We start from the raw sequence: 14,696 nt of genomic DNA, 5'->3' as shown, positions 1-14,696 counted from the left end.
GATACAAAATAATTCGGTAATATAGTCCATGAAAAAGCCTTGCTCTGAAATGTTTTGTCTTCGTAACCAAGATATTACAGATGCTAAGGCTTTTTTTTATTTATTTTTTATGTCGAACTCAGGTTAATCTAGAGTATCTTATCTACATAATAAAAAAGGACGCCTCAGCGTCCTTTTTTACTTTCACTCAATTAATCAAACAAACGATCAAAGAATGATTTTTTCTTTGGTGATGATTTGCTATCTTCACCATCCATGGTTTCTTGCAGTTCTTTTAACAGTTCACGTTGACGTGCACTTAAATTAACTGGTGTTTCCACTACAATACGGCACAGCAAGTCACCTTGCATGCTGGTACGTACCGGTTTAACACCCTTACCACGTAAGCGGAACAGTTTACCCGTTTGCGTCCCTTCAGGAATTTTCAGGCTTACTCGACCGTCTAGAGTCGGAATCTGAACCTCCTTACCTAACGCTGCATCGGCGATTGAAACCGGCACATCCATATACAGGTCAGCACCATCACGCTGGAAGATTTCATGCTCACGCACCACCACTTCTACGTACAAGTCACCTGACTGACCATCACGGATTGCTTCACCCTTACCGGTCAAGCGAACGCGGTCGCCATTATCCACACCCGCAGGAATAGTGACTTCCAGAGTTTGCTGACGATCCGACACACCTGAACCATGACATTTATTACATGGGTTCTTGATGATCTTGCCCTGACCACGACAGGTACTACAAGTTTGCTGTACGGAGAAGAAACCTTGCTGCATGCGCACTTGACCAGCACCATGACAGGTACGGCAGGTTTCTACATCGTTTGGATTTTTTGAACCCTTACCATCACAGGCATCACACGGTGCCGGTGCAGTAAAGGTAATGGTTTTCTTGACGCCTTTGACCGCTTCTTCCAGGGTCAGTTCCATCACATAGCGTAAGTCAGAACCACGGCGTGCACGTTGCTGGCCACGACCACCGCCGCCACCAAAAGCGCCACCGAAAATATCACCGAACTGGCTAAAAATATCTTCTGCGCTGAAACCACCGCCGAAGCCGCCACCACCGCCCATACCACCTTCAAAGGCCTGATGGCCCATACGGTCGTACATGCTGCGCTTTTCACCATCAGAGAGCACTTCATAGGCTTCTGCTGCTTCTTTGAATTTATCTTCAGCTTCAGCATTGTCCGGGTTACGGTCTGGATGATATTTCATCGCCAACTTACGGTAGGCTTTTTTGATTTCATCATCACTAGCGGTTTTAGCGACGCCCAAAACCTCATAATAATCACGTTTAGCCATGTCTGGCGATGCTCCTCACGGAATTTTGTTTAATATTCAACTGAGGTCTGAAATTGGGGTCAAACCGAGTTTTACAAGGGGAAATATGAAAAAAATTATACGCTTTAGAACACAGCTTTATTTTGAGAGAATTTATAGATACCTTTAAACCAGGCATTGATCAGGAAAATAAAGGCAATAAAGCTGAAAATCACCCCGGTCACCACACAGGCTTTGACCCATAACTGGCTGTCCCAGGCAAAGAAAAATAGTGGAATAAACCACAGCGCAGCGAAAATCGCCAAAATGGTATAAATCACGATATTACGCATGATCCACAGCGCCTGTGCCTGTAACCAGACCTCGGCATAATCAACCTGGGTAACTTTACGTGCGAACCAGTAGGCCAATAGTCCACTAAACAGGGTAAATAAGGCCAAAAACATGAAGACATAAGCCATCGCTACGGAACGTCGCATCTTGGTTAATGTAGTTTGAGTCATGTTTGGTTCAACCTCGTTACCGTATTGGCAGCTCAGCCAATGCAGCAATTACTTATTTTTTTAAATTATAAAAATCTCAGGTGCTACTATATTGAAAATTTCCAAATTTCGCACCTGAAATTATGACAAATTTAAACAGAATTTAAACTTTTTTTCACTTTAAACCACTGTGCATATAGTGCAGGCAGGAAAAACAGGGTCAATAATGTTGCCACAATCAAACCACCCATAATCGCCACCGCCATTGGCCCGAAGAAAATACTACGGGACAAGGGAATCATGGCCAGAACCGCAGCCAGTGCGGTCAATATGATCGGACGACAACGGCGTACTGTGGCATTGATGATGGCATCCCACTGCGACTCTCCGGCCTGAATATCCTGCTCAATCTGATCGATCAAAATCAGCGAATTGCGCATGATCATTCCGGATAATGCAATCGTTCCGAGCATCGCAACAAAGCCGAAAGGTTTATTGAAAATTAACAGGAATAACACCACTCCGATAATGCCCAAAGGTGCGGTCAGGAACACAATAAAGGCCCGTGAGATGCTTTTGAGCTGAATCATCAGCAAGGTCATGACGACTGCGAGAAATAAAGGCATGCCGGCATTAACCGAATTCTGTCCGCGAGCCGATTCCTCAACTGTGCCGCCCACTTGCAGCAGATAGCCATTCGGCAGCTCTGCCCGGATTTTTTCTAGTGGCTCTTTGAGTTCATTAACCACAGTAGCGGGCTGCAACTTGCTACGAATATCGGCACGCACAGTAATGGTCGGTAAACGATTCCGATGCCAGATCAGACCTTCTTCAAAGCTGTATTCAATTTTGGCCAGCTGCGCCAACGGTACCGATGTACCGGTTTCGGTCGGAACAGCCAGACTGGCTAAAGATGCTACCTCCACCCGTTCAGCCTGAGCACCACGTAAACGGATTTCAATCAATTCACGTTTTTCACGGTACTGATCAATACCAGCCCCCAAAATCGAGCTGTTGAGTACATTGGCCAGTTCACTGCTGCTCACCCCAAGCTGACGGGCACGATCCTGATCAATCTGCAATTTGATGACTTTACTCGGCTCGCCCCAGTCCAGATGCACATTGGTGGTATTCGGATTTTCTCCCACGGTAGCTGCAACTTTCTGTGCCCATTCACGCACCAACCCCAAGTCTTCCCCCGATACCCGGAACTGCAGTGGATAACCCACCGGTGGGCCATTTTCCAGCAAAGACACCCGGGTACGCACTTCTGGCAATAACTTTCGAATCTGATCACTTAAGGATTTACGGATTTCATTTCGATCCTCTAAAGAGGATGCCAGCACTACAAACTGGGCAAAACTGGTTTGCGGCAACTGCTGATCGAGCGGTAAATAGAAACGCGGCGATCCCATCCCAACATAAGCCACATAGTTATCAATGCCCTCTTGTTTCGATAAAAAGGCTTCGACTTTTTTTACTGCAGCTTCAGTGGCTTTCAGTGATGCGCCTTCTTCAAGTTTGAGATCCACCAAAATTTCAGCCCGATTCGAGGGCGGGAAAAATTGCTGTGGCACCAGCTTAAACATTAAAATGGAGAGAATAAAAATTCCTACCGTTGCTGTAATCACGGTCTTACGATAGGTCACACAGGTATTTACCCAACGGCGAAAACCTTGATAAAACCGGGTTTGATAAGGGTCATGCTGTTCGCCGGCATGATGCACGACCGGCTGGGGTTCGGGCTGCTTGCGCAAACGCGCCCAAAGGCGCTGATACCACGGCGCTTTTTGTATCAAGTCTTTGTTGAAATTGGGCAGCAGTTTATCGCCCAGATAAGGCACAAATAACACCGCGGCAATCCAGGACATCAGCAGTGCAATCGTGACCACCTGAAAAATAGAACGGGTATATTCACCGGTACTCGATGCTGCTGTGGCAATCGGTAAAAATCCGGCGGCGGTAATCAGGGTGCCGGTCAGCATTGGAAAGGCGGTGGTTTTCCAGGTAAAGCCTGCCGCCTCAAGCCGGCTATAGCCCTGCTCCATTTTAATCGCCATCATTTCAATGGCAATAATCGCATCATCGACCAGAAGACCGAGTGCCAGAATCAGGGCACCCAAGGAAATTTTATGCAGGCCGACATCAAATAAATGCATGCCGGCAAAGGTCATGGCTAATACTAGCGGAATCGAAAAGGCCACCACCAGTCCGGTACGAAAACCCAGCGAGAAGAAACTGACCAGCAGCACAATAATTACTGCCTCTGCCAGCACTTTCATAAATTCGTTAATGCTGCGTTTGACTGCCACTGGCTGATCGGAGACTTTTTGCAGCTCCATGCCAAGGGGCAAGGTTTTTTGCAGACGGGCAAATTCCTGTTCCAGATGTTTGCCCAGTGCCAGAATATCGCCGCCTTTGCGCATGGACACGGCAATACCAATGCCATTTTCAGCCATAAAACGCATCCGGGGTTGGGCCGGATCACTAAAGCCGCGATAGATCTCAGCAACATCTCCCAGCTGAATGGTTTTGCCATTTATCAAAAGTGGCAGTTGCTGTAATTCTTCAATACTGTTTAAGGCACCGCTGACCCGAACCTGAATCCGGTCTGAGCCGGTTTCAAAAAAACCGGCATGGGTCATGGCATTTTGCTGCTGCAAAGCCTGCTGAATGGCGCTGACTGGAACTCCGAGCTGGATAGCTTTGGTGTTGGAAATCTCAATCCAGATTTTCTGGTCTTGCAGGCCGATTAAATCGACTTTGGCGACATCTTTGACCCGTTGCAGTTGTAGCTGCAAACGGTCGGCGTATTCCTTGAGGGTCGCATAATCGAAGTCTTTGCCTTTGAGCACATAGATATTGCCAAAGGTATCGCCGAATTCATCATTAAAGAATGGGCCTTGTACTCCTTGCGGCAATTCATGCCGGATATCGCTGACTTTCTTGCGCACGTTATACCAGACATCGGCCACATCTTTCGAAGCCAGAGAATCCTTGGCAATAAAGGTCACCATGGATTCCCCCGGACGCGAATAGGCCATGATGCGGTCATATTGCCCCGTGGTCATCAGTTCCTTTTCAATCCGATCCGTGACCTGTAAGGACACTTCTTTGGCACTGGCACCCGGCCAGTAGGTCTGAATGACCATCACTTTAAAGGTAAAAGGCGGATCTTCACTTTGCGACAGCTGGGAATAGGACACGATGCCAATCAGCCCGAGCAGGATCATAAAATACAGTACTAGGCCCTTATTCTTTAAAGCCCATTCCGACAGGTTAAAGTTCATATTTAACTCCCTGCCTGAACGGTCACAGGACGGTTTTCACGATTAATCGGATTGATTTTTTGCTGGTCACGCAGCAAATGTACGCCGCCAATCACCACATAATCTTCCGCTTTCAGGCCACTGAGTACCGGTACGCTATCGCGACCATAAGCCCCTAAAGTCACCGGGACTTTGTGTACAGTATGATCCGGCTTGACCAGCATCACATAGGCTTGTTGATCTGTGGCTGAGACACTGGACAGCGGTACACTGAGCCTATTGTCCCGGCTGTGCTGAAAAAACACCCGGGCACTTTGTCCGAGCTGGATCTGAGCATTGCCTTCGCGCAGTGAGACTTTGACCCGGAAGGTACGGGACTGGTCTGCGGCTGGTGATATTTCACGGACAAAGGCACTAAATTTTTCTTCAGGTTTGGACCATAAAGTCACCGTGGCAGGCTGTCCGACCTTGACCTCTGAAATGGCCTGTTCCGGCACGCCAATCACCACTTCACGCTCACCGGAAATGGCTAACTCATATGCCGCTTGCCCGGCTGCGACCACCTGACCCGTTTCGATATTGCGTGCCGTGATCACGCCATTTTTAGTGGCAATCAGCTGGTTATAAGTGGTCTGGTTTTTGGCAGTATCATAATTGGATTGCGCCTGTTTCAGACTCGACTGTGCAGCTTTATATTGATTATCGATGGCATCATATTGCGAGCGACTCACGGCATTGACCGGTAACAGCTGCTTGAAACGCTGTAGTTCATCCTGAGCAATTTTACTGGCAGACTGCGCGTTTTCCAGCTGGGCACGTGCCGCATTCAGCTGCAACTGGGCATCTTTTACATCCAGTGTTGCCAGCACCTGTCCGACTTTGACTTGGTCCCCGACATCGACGAAGCGCTGGGTCACCTGTCCCGCTACCCGAAAGGCCAGTGCTGTTTGCTGACGCGCCTGCACGTCGCCGGCATAACTTTTCAGTTCATGCTGTGAAGTGCTCGGTGTGGTCACCATGACAAAGGGAACTTCCTGTTCTGCTGCAGCAGTATCTTTGCTGCACCCGGTTAAGGTCACGCTGCAAAGCACCACCATGCTAGCCAATACGCTGTAAATCCTGCTCATCTTATTCGCTCTTATCTGATCGTCTTTTTTAGGGCAAACTATGCTGATATATTGAATTGCTTGTTTTTTAATTAATATACCACCCGGTACACTAATTATAACTCAAGCTTCAAAGCAATGACCGTATTGACTTTTTTTGGAAGAAATTGTGCAAATACCTGTAGGACGACCCAAGGATCTGGAAAAGCGTCAGCGCATCCTGAGTGTGGCCAAAGCGCTGTTTTTAGCGCATGGTTATCATGCCTCTAGCATGAACCAGATTGCACGTGAGGCAGGTGTGACCAAGCTGACGGTCTATAACCATTTTCAGGACAAGGCAACCCTGTTTAGCTGTGCCATTGAAGATACCTGTGAAGCCATTCTGCATGAACATCCTCAGCTCTTGCAGCCAAGCAGTGACTTTGCGCAGGAGTTTTATCAGGCCTGTCAGCGCGCTTTAAATATTATTCATTTACCGGAAGCGATCAAGCTGGACCTGCTACTGATGGAACTGGCCTCGCAGCAAAGTCCTCTGGCAGAACAGTTTTATCAGGCCTCACATAGCAAACTGGATGCAGTCTGGAATGATTTTTTTACCCTGGCCCAGCAGTACCGCTTTATTCAGGTTGATCTTCCAGAAAAACAGACCGAGCTGATCGTATCCCTGCTGACCGGAACACGTCATCAAAAAATCCTGCTCGGACTTACAGCTCCGCCCTCCAGTACAGAACAGCAGCAGATCATTAGTCAGGCGATTGAATTGTTTATGCTGAAATATGCCATTGCTGATTAAATTCCTTCTGATCGCTTGAGTGCTGGCGACAGGATACTGGCTAAAACTTGCTAAAAAACCTGCAAAATATCTGCAACTTTTGTCTGTAAAGGACTTGGATTGTCCTACAGTCGCGGTATAGTCAAAGCAAGCATTTAAGGGAATATAAAAATGATTCAACAAATTGATGCACCACTACGCGAAGACGTACGCTTACTGGGTAATTTGCTGGGGGAAACCTTAAAATTACATGCGGGGCAGGATTTGTTTAATCAGATTGAGCAGATTCGTGCTTTATCTAAAGGCGCACGTGATGGACAGGTCGAAGCAGAAAAACAGCTAGAACAATTATTTTTGAGCCTGGAAGATGCGGAAATCCTGCCTCTAACCCGTGCCTTTACCCATTTTTTGAACTTTGCCAATATTGCCGAACAATATCATGTGGTGCGTCGTCGCCGTCAAAGCGAATTCGATGACACGGCAGAATCCCCTAATCCTCTGGTACCGTTATTTGAAAAATTTAAACAGCAGGAGATTTCTGCCGACACGCTATACCAGCAAATTTGTGAATTAAAAATTGAACTGGTACTGACCGCGCATCCGACAGAAGTCAGCCGCCGCACCCTGATCCAGAAATATGATGGTATCAATAATGCCCTGTCCAAATTCGACCAGCAGAAACTCACGCCGCGTGAACGTCAGGCGGTGTTGGCAGATCTGAAACAGCTGATTAGCTCGGCCTGGCAAACCGATGAAATTCGTCAGCATCGCCCGACCCCGATCGATGAAGCCAAATGGGGTTTTACGACCATTGAACAGACCTTGTGGAATGCGGTTCCGAAATTTATCCGGGAATTAAATGGCATGGTCGAACAACAATGCGGCCAGAACTTGCCCTTAGATATTGCACCGGTACGTTTTGCTTCCTGGATGGGTGGTGACCGCGATGGCAACCCGAATGTCACCCACAATGTGACGCAAGAAGTGTTGTGGCTGTCACGCTGGAAAGCTGCCGATCTGTATTTACGCGATATTGAGAACCTGCGCTGGGAACTCTCCATTCAGCAATGTAGTACGGAAATCTCCGAGGCATTGGGTCAGGATCATCCGGAACCCTATCGTGAATATTTACGTGATACCCGTAGCCGCCTGAAAGCGACCCGACACTGGCTGGCAGAAAAATTAAAGGGCAATGATGCCGATGATAGTTTAGTCATTAAAAGTAAAGATGAGCTATTACAGCCACTATTGACCTGCTATCGCTCATTAATGCACTGCAATCTGGCCGAAATTGCCAATGGTAGCCTGCTGGACTTTATTTACCGGGTCAACAGCTTTGGGATTGAGTTACTGAAACTGGATATTCGTCAGGAATCAGGTCGTCACCGTCAGGCAATCTCGGCGATTACTGAATATTTAGGGCTGGGAAATTTTGACACCTGGACCGAACAGGCACGTCAAAACTTTTTACTGCAAGAATTGCAAAGCAAACGTCCCTTGCTCCCAAAACATCTGAATGAACCAGCCGGCAGTCTGATTCAGCATCCGGATGTACAGGAAGTCTTTGCCACCATGCGCACCCTGGCAGAACAGCCAAGTGAGTCTCTGGGTGCCTATATTATTTCCATGGCGGAATATCCAAGTGATGTGCTGGCGGTATTGCTTCTACAAAAAGAAGCGGGTATCAAGCACGCCTTACGAGTGGTACCACTGTTTGAAACCCTCAAAGATCTGGACGGTGCAGCCGAGACCATGTCGACCCTGTTCAATATGCACTGGTACAAACAGCATATTCAGGGCAAGCATGAAGTGATGATTGGCTATTCGGATTCAGCCAAGGACGCCGGTTTTATGTCGGCCAACTGGGCGCAGTACCGTGCCCAGGAAGAACTGACGACGATTGCCCAGCAACATGGCGTTCAGCTAACCCTGTTTCATGGCCGTGGCGGTTCGATCAGCCGTGGCGGTGCGCCAACCCAGCAAGCCTTGTTCTCACAGCCACCGGGGTCGATTTCAGGCACGATTCGGGTGACTGAACAGGGCGAAATGATCCGCTTTAAATTCGGACTGGAAGAAATTGCCCTGCAGAATCTGGAAATTTATACTGCTGCGACCTTAGAAGCAACCTTGCTCCCGCCACCCGAGCCGAAACAGGAATGGCGCGACCTGATGCATCAAATGACCGAACTCTCGGTTCAGGTCTATCGCCAGACCGTGCGGGAAAACCCGCATTTTGTCAAATACCTGCGCACCGTTACCCCTGAGCTTGAACTGCAAATGCTGCCGTTGGGTTCACGGCCGGCGAAACGTAAAGTCAGTGGCGGGATTGAGTCCCTACGTGCGATTCCCTGGGTATTTGCCTGGACCCAGATTCGTCTGATGCTGCCTGCCTGGCTCGGTACCGGTGCCGCGCTGAATGAAGTCCTGGATCAGGGACAACGTGCGGTACTCGATGAGATGCTGGCAGAGTGGCCATATTTCCAGACCCTGATTGATATGCTGGAAATGGTGCTGTCCAAAGCCGATGCACATGTGGCCCTGTACTATGAATCACATCTGACCCAAGATGAAGATCTCAAAGTACTCGGCACAGAGCTGCGCCAGCGTTTGCAGGATGCTGTACAGACCTTGCTGACGTTAAAGGGTGAATCCAAATTGCTGAGCAGCAACGGCGTCCTGGATCAATCCATGAAAGTCCGTAAACCGTATTTGTTGCCACTACATTTGCTGCAAGCCGAGCTGATGAAACGTCGTCGTCTCTATCTGCAACAGCAGCAAGCTGAAAATACCCCGGTGGATCATGCCTTGATGGTCAGTATTGCCGGAATTGCTGCGGGTTTACGCAATACCGGTTAATCCAAACAGACTGTTTAAAAGCACATCTTCGCGATGTGCTTTTTTATTGAGCAGTCAATAGCCAAGAAATATTTTATTTTATATAGTAAATCAGATTTATTTATACATAGCCCTATTGATTATAAGAAATTAATCTACTGATTTCACTTTAGTTTTAACTCAAAATTCTTTTACCACCCGGTAAAATATTAAATAAAGTCATAGAATTAATTTGAACAAAAATTTTGTTTAAGTGATTAAATCTTCTAAAGAACAAGAGTATGATGTGCACAATTTATCTTTCGAGTGCTCATTTTATGTCCAGTTGGTTTCCCAAATGGCGCCCTTATGAGGGCAGCATCGATGCACGCCCAGTAGGTACCGCAGAGTATTTGCCACCCGCACAAACGGTCGTTTTGGGTGTACAACATGCTTTTGCCATGTTTGGCGCGACTGTACTGGCACCTTTTTTAATGGGCTTTGACCCTAACCTGGCCATTTTAATGTCAGGGATTTGTACCATCCTGTTCTTTCTGATTACCGGTGGCCGGGTTCCAAGTTATTTAGGTTCAAGCTTTGCCTTTATTGGTGTGGTCATCGCGGCAACCGGTTATGCCGGTGCTGGTGGACTCAACCCCAATATTGGTGTCGCAGCCGGCGGTATTATTGCCTGTGGTATCTTCTATGCCCTGATGGGTTTTCTGGTCATGGCGACCGGCACGCGCTGGATTGAAAAGCTGATGCCACCGGTGGTGACCGGTGCCGTAGTGATGATCATTGGTCTAAACCTGGCGCCGGTGACGGTAAAAAGCGTGATGGGCAACACCTTTAATATGTGGATGTCTCTGGTTACCGTCATGTGTATGGGCTCAATTGCCGTCTTTACCAAGGGCCTGCTACAACGCCTGCTATTATTGGTGGGGCTGTTATTGGCCTATCTGATCTATTTCGTGCTCAGCAATATTATGGGTTATGGCACTGCAATCAATTTCCTGCCCATTCAGCAAGCCGCCTGGTTCGGGTTACCGACCTTCCACGCACCGACTTTTGAAGTCAATGCCATGTTGATCATTGCACCGATTGCACTGATTTTGGTGGCTGAAAATCTGGGACATATCAAAGCGGTAGGCGCGATGACCGGAGAGAATCTGGATCCGCATATTGGTAAAGCCTTTGTTGCAGATGGTGTTGCAACCACTCTGGCAGGCGGTGTGGGTGCCCCGGGCATGACCACCTACGGTGAAAATATTGGGGTCATGGCCGTAACACGGGTTTATTCGACCATCATTTTTGCAGTGGCTGGTGTCTTTGCGATCTTCCTGGGTTTATCACCCAAGTTTGGGGCGGTGATTCATACCATTCCCACCGCGATTCTGACTGGTGCTTCGATTGTGGTCTTTGGTTTGATTACCATTGCCGGTGCCAAAATCTGGATTGAAAATAAAGTCGATTTCTCGCAAAACAAAAACCTGATGGTGGCTGCAGTGACCATTATTTTAGGTACCGGTGATTTTGCCCTGACGTTTGGCAACTTCAATCTGGGTGGTATTGGTACGGCGACTTTTGCCGCATTAATCCTGAACTGGTTCTTTAGTCTGGCCGATAAAAAATAACCGTAAAAATTGAAAATTTATAGCAGCCCTTAGGCTGCTTTTTTTATCTTTATATTTTGCAACTTTGCGATTAAAGAAATGAAAAGAAGCCCCGCAAGGCTTCTGTTAAAGCACAAGTCTGGTTAAGGGCGAAACTCTTTCAATTCACGTTGAATGAAATAATGAAACATTTCACGATACAGATGTTCAATAAATTCCTGATCGACGCCCTGCTGCTGCGCCAGTGCTCTGACATGTTCTACAATCTGTTCCATACGTTCAGGTGACTGTAAATCGGTTTCAGTTTTTTTAAAACGGGTGGTTTGATCAACATAAAATTGACGCGCAGCGATCAGCTCAACTAAAGCTGTATCAATGGCATCGATCTGTTGACGTGCATGTTCTAGTGATTCAGCTTTGATCTTTTCCATGTTTTTTCAATTCACTTTCAGTTTGATTATTACTCTTATACTTTTCTTCTAACACATTACTGAAAATACTTTCAATCATCCAGACCCGATATAAGCTATTAAATGTATAACTTTGATCATCGATGCGCAGTTCCAGTACCGGAAAGTTCGGCTGCGACTTCATTTCACAGAGCATATCATTGTCCTGCAACTTGGCCAGAATATCGTCCTGGCTCAGCTCGGCAATGTTGAGTTGCTGCTGCATACGCTGGAAATGCGGTGCATAGGACAAGTCTTGACCACGGGTCCAGACAGCTTGCAAGATCTGATACATGGCCTCAATGCGCTGTTCTTCAGGACAGCTATAAAATAACTGCGCCATGGGGGCAATCGCCTGTTCAGTCGGACGGCAGAACGGGGTAAATTCGACCTCAGTCCGTTTCGACAAACGCGTGGCCAGACTCCAGTCAAACTCATCCCGGCCACGGTAAGACAAAGGATAGACCTTCAGCTGGATATTATAATAATCCGCCAGTTCTTCTTTGATATAGGCCAGCAACAACCAGGAAATCGGATCTTCCAGCGCAATATATAAATCCAGTTCCGGGTCCATCGACTGGATCTCGTTCAGCTCTTCGGCATCACTGATCAGATGCTCACGCCATTCAATGTGATCGATCATAAAAATCGGATTACCGGTCAGCAGTTTTTGCTGCTCCAGACGCCGGGTCAGACGCAACAGGTCATCGACTGCCTGATACTGGCGTCCGCCTAAATTAAAATAGCTGGCCAGAATCGGGGTCTGGTCAAAAATACGTTCGGGAAAGTCCTGTGGCTGATGATGACGACTGGCCATGGCATAAAGGGTTCGTAATTTTCCGGTCTGTTTTTGCCACAACATATGAAACACATCTTCCAGCAAATACAGAAAATCCTGCCCGCGCAGCGGGGTATGCCGTAAAATCAGTTCCGCCTGTTGCAAGGCTTCAGCGCTGGGCAATTCTGGCGTGTCATGAAAACTAAAACGATGCTGTTTCGACAGAATCTTGGCATCATTTAGGGTGTAGTGCTGCCATTCATCAAAAGACATCTGATTTGGGGGGGCTGCATGCGAACTGGAAATAATTACTTTCAGCGGCTTGAGCTGCGGACTTAAAATTTCTTCGAGCTGGGGCAGCTGCTGTACCGCCAGATAGCTGTACACATCATCCAGTCTTAAATGGATACTCAGCCCATCTTGAATAGATAACACCGTTTGACGGATTGGTTTCTGGTAAAACCAACTCGATCGGATTGGATCAAACCAACGGCGTAACAGGGACATGAGATCGGCCTCGACAAAGATGACGGTGTGCAGTTCAAAAAATTGAATCTGTACAGAATAATCTATTTTTAAGATCGCAGAGCAAAAGCCCTGCATGGTGTAAAAACTTATATCAAGTCTTGACATACTCCCCCCACTTTCGACTAGCTCAAGTGGGGGATTCTAAAAGCAAAAGCTCTTAGGTGACTTCCTCACGGATTTCACTTGCTTTCTGCTTCACAGGGCGATCTTTACCGCATCTTCCCTCGACAGACAAAACGGTGTGTCCCACCGCTAAAATGTTGCGAGAAGCATTAATATCTGCATTCTCGCTAAAGCCACACTCGACACAACTAAAGTTTGCCTGAGTGAGCCTATTTTCTTTTGCAACGTGACCACATGAACTACAAGTCTGACTTGTATATTTAGGGTCAACTTTAACGAGTAAACCACCTCGCCATTGCTGTTTGTACACCAACATATTAACAAGCATTGACCAACCTTGATCTAGGATTGATTTGTTCAAGCCTGATTTAGCTTTAACATTCTTTCCTTTTTCTTCGATTGAGCCTTTGGCTGACTTCGACATATTGGCTACTTTTAAGTCCTCAACTACGATCATTGCGTGGTTTTTGCTGAGAGTTGTCGTGACTTTGTGCAAGTAGTCATGCCGAATATTGGCAATATGATGATGTAATTTATTGATCTTTAAATTAAGTTTTTTCCAATTTTGACTAAATTCGGTTTTCTTTCTCAACTTACGTTGAAGCCTAGCCAACTTTACTTGATTGGCTTTAAAACTATTGATTGGGTCAAATACCTGACCTGTTGATATTGTAATTAATTTCTTAATGCCAAGATCAACACCAATTGCAGATTTTGATGGATGAATTGGTTGTTCGATTTCACGGTTAGTACAAAATGAAACATACCAAAGCCCACAAATTTTCTTAATTGTAATACTTGTGATTTTACCAACAATTTCTTGTGATTTTTTAAATCTTATCCAACCTGTTTTTTTAGGCAAAGAAACTCGATCACCAATAACCTCACAATCTGCAAATGGAAGTCTAAAAGATTGCTCACCATCTGATTTCTTCTTGAATCTTGGCATGAGTGGTCTAAGCTGAATCTCACCACCATCAGCCAATTTAAAAAAATTGGGTTTACGTGGTTTCCGCTTGTTTTGCTTTAAACGAGCTTGTTCTTTTTTGTTGTAAAACTTACCCCATGCTTGAGCAAGATCACGTATTTTTTGCTGTAAGCAAGCTGAATATGTTTGACCAAGAAAAGAAAATTCAGGTGTTTTTTTAAGGGGTACTAATTTTTTTTCAATGCTTTCGTAACGAATATATTCATCTTTAGCAAACATTTCAAATGATTTAGCGAGAATTTGATTCCACACAAAACGAGCAGAACCTATTGCTTGATTAAGCAATATTTCCTGTTCTTGGTTAGGCAGAAGCCTAAACTTGTAGTGTTGTAAAATCTTCATTAAATCATTGTTTATAAAAGAATTGTAGTGTTTGAATTATAGCAAAAATAAGCAATAAAACCAAGAAAACATTATCTTTAATATGGCTATCGCCACTCGCTTGTATCCCCCACCTGACTGTCGGTGAGGGTCTTACGCCCGAT

10 protein-coding genes are annotated in these 14,696 nt (G+C 46.4%); 3 read left to right on the top strand and 7 right to left on the bottom strand.

The genetic code is table 11. The features are described 5' to 3' along the window. Nucleotides 1–191: 191 nt before the first annotated feature. The 4 genes from dnaJ to FTU45_RS13015 form a co-directional block, all read right to left on the bottom strand. Nucleotides 192–1,310, bottom strand: a complete 1,119-nt coding sequence (gene dnaJ / locus FTU45_RS13030; protein ID WP_005094779.1) for a molecular chaperone DnaJ — start codon at nucleotides 1,308–1,310, stop codon at nucleotides 192–194. A gap of 104 nt (nucleotides 1,311–1,414) precedes the next feature. Next, nucleotides 1,415–1,792 (bottom strand): hypothetical protein, encoded by a 378-nt coding sequence (locus FTU45_RS13025; RefSeq protein WP_180076529.1) that lies wholly within the window; start codon nucleotides 1,790–1,792, stop codon nucleotides 1,415–1,417. A gap of 131 nt (nucleotides 1,793–1,923) precedes the next feature. Further along, entirely contained in the window at nucleotides 1,924–5,061 is a 3,138-nt protein-coding gene (locus tag FTU45_RS13020; protein ID WP_180076528.1) for an efflux RND transporter permease subunit, read from the bottom strand. A gap of 2 nt (nucleotides 5,062–5,063) precedes the next feature. Then, entirely contained in the window at nucleotides 5,064–6,167 is a 1,104-nt protein-coding gene (locus FTU45_RS13015) for an efflux RND transporter periplasmic adaptor subunit (protein ID WP_180076527.1), read from the bottom strand. 148 nt (nucleotides 6,168–6,315) lie between these two features. Between FTU45_RS13015 and FTU45_RS13010 the strand changes: the two genes are divergently transcribed. From FTU45_RS13010 to FTU45_RS13000, 3 genes are all read left to right on the top strand, one after another. Beyond that, entirely contained in the window at nucleotides 6,316–6,939 is a 624-nt protein-coding gene (locus tag FTU45_RS13010; protein WP_180076526.1) for a TetR/AcrR family transcriptional regulator, read from the top strand. A 150-nt stretch (nucleotides 6,940–7,089) separates the two neighbouring features. Beyond that, nucleotides 7,090–9,774 carry a phosphoenolpyruvate carboxylase gene (gene ppc / locus FTU45_RS13005; RefSeq protein ID WP_180076525.1) on the top strand — a complete coding sequence of 895 codons (2,685 nt, stop codon included), beginning with the start codon at nucleotides 7,090–7,092 and terminating at the stop codon, nucleotides 9,772–9,774. A gap of 296 nt (nucleotides 9,775–10,070) precedes the next feature. Next, entirely contained in the window at nucleotides 10,071–11,366 is a 1,296-nt protein-coding gene (locus tag FTU45_RS13000; RefSeq protein WP_180076524.1) for a solute carrier family 23 protein, read from the top strand. 122 nt (nucleotides 11,367–11,488) lie between these two features. On the opposite strand, the gene FTU45_RS12995 is transcribed toward FTU45_RS13000, so the two are convergent. From FTU45_RS12995 to FTU45_RS12985, 3 genes are all read right to left on the bottom strand, one after another. Continuing rightward, nucleotides 11,489–11,776 carry a chorismate mutase gene (locus tag FTU45_RS12995; protein ID WP_005173592.1) on the bottom strand — a complete coding sequence of 96 codons (288 nt, stop codon included), beginning with the start codon at nucleotides 11,774–11,776 and terminating at the stop codon, nucleotides 11,489–11,491. Continuing rightward, entirely contained in the window at nucleotides 11,757–13,079 is a 1,323-nt protein-coding gene (locus FTU45_RS12990; RefSeq protein ID WP_180076530.1) for a hypothetical protein, read from the bottom strand. Before FTU45_RS12990 ends, FTU45_RS12995 begins: the two co-directional genes overlap by 20 nt. A gap of 178 nt (nucleotides 13,080–13,257) precedes the next feature. Then, nucleotides 13,258–14,553 carry an RNA-guided endonuclease TnpB family protein gene (locus FTU45_RS12985; protein ID WP_180076523.1) on the bottom strand — a complete coding sequence of 432 codons (1,296 nt, stop codon included), beginning with the start codon at nucleotides 14,551–14,553 and terminating at the stop codon, nucleotides 13,258–13,260. Between the last annotated feature and the right edge of the window lie 143 nt (nucleotides 14,554–14,696).

Origin of the sequence: Acinetobacter sp. YH12106, from assembly GCF_013418995.1 — a bacterium.
GTDB classification, from domain to species: domain Bacteria; phylum Pseudomonadota; class Gammaproteobacteria; order Pseudomonadales; family Moraxellaceae; genus Acinetobacter; species Acinetobacter pseudolwoffii.
The sequence above is the reverse complement of the archived record's forward strand: the minus strand, read 5'-3'. Positions and strand labels throughout refer to the sequence as shown.

Bases quoted from the DNA above. Each gene is read 5' to 3' on its own strand.
- FTU45_RS12985 (WP_180076523.1), bottom strand. From the start codon at position 14,553: ATGAAGATTTTACAACACTACAAGTTTAGGCTTCTGCCTAACCAAGAA.
- FTU45_RS13020 (WP_180076528.1), bottom strand. From the start codon at position 5,061: ATGAACTTTAACCTGTCGGAATGGGCTTTAAAGAATAAGGGCCTAGTA.
- FTU45_RS13000 (WP_180076524.1), top strand. From the start codon at position 10,071: ATGTCCAGTTGGTTTCCCAAATGGCGCCCTTATGAGGGCAGCATCGAT.
- FTU45_RS12995 (WP_005173592.1), bottom strand. From the start codon at position 11,776: ATGGAAAAGATCAAAGCTGAATCACTAGAACATGCACGTCAACAGATC.
- FTU45_RS13015 (WP_180076527.1), bottom strand. From the start codon at position 6,167: ATGAGCAGGATTTACAGCGTATTGGCTAGCATGGTGGTGCTTTGCAGC.
- dnaJ (WP_005094779.1), bottom strand. From the start codon at position 1,310: ATGGCTAAACGTGATTATTATGAGGTTTTGGGCGTCGCTAAAACCGCT.
- ppc (WP_180076525.1), top strand. From the start codon at position 7,090: ATGATTCAACAAATTGATGCACCACTACGCGAAGACGTACGCTTACTG.
- FTU45_RS13025 (WP_180076529.1), bottom strand. From the start codon at position 1,792: ATGACTCAAACTACATTAACCAAGATGCGACGTTCCGTAGCGATGGCT.
- FTU45_RS12990 (WP_180076530.1), bottom strand. From the start codon at position 13,079: ATGTCCCTGTTACGCCGTTGGTTTGATCCAATCCGATCGAGTTGGTTT.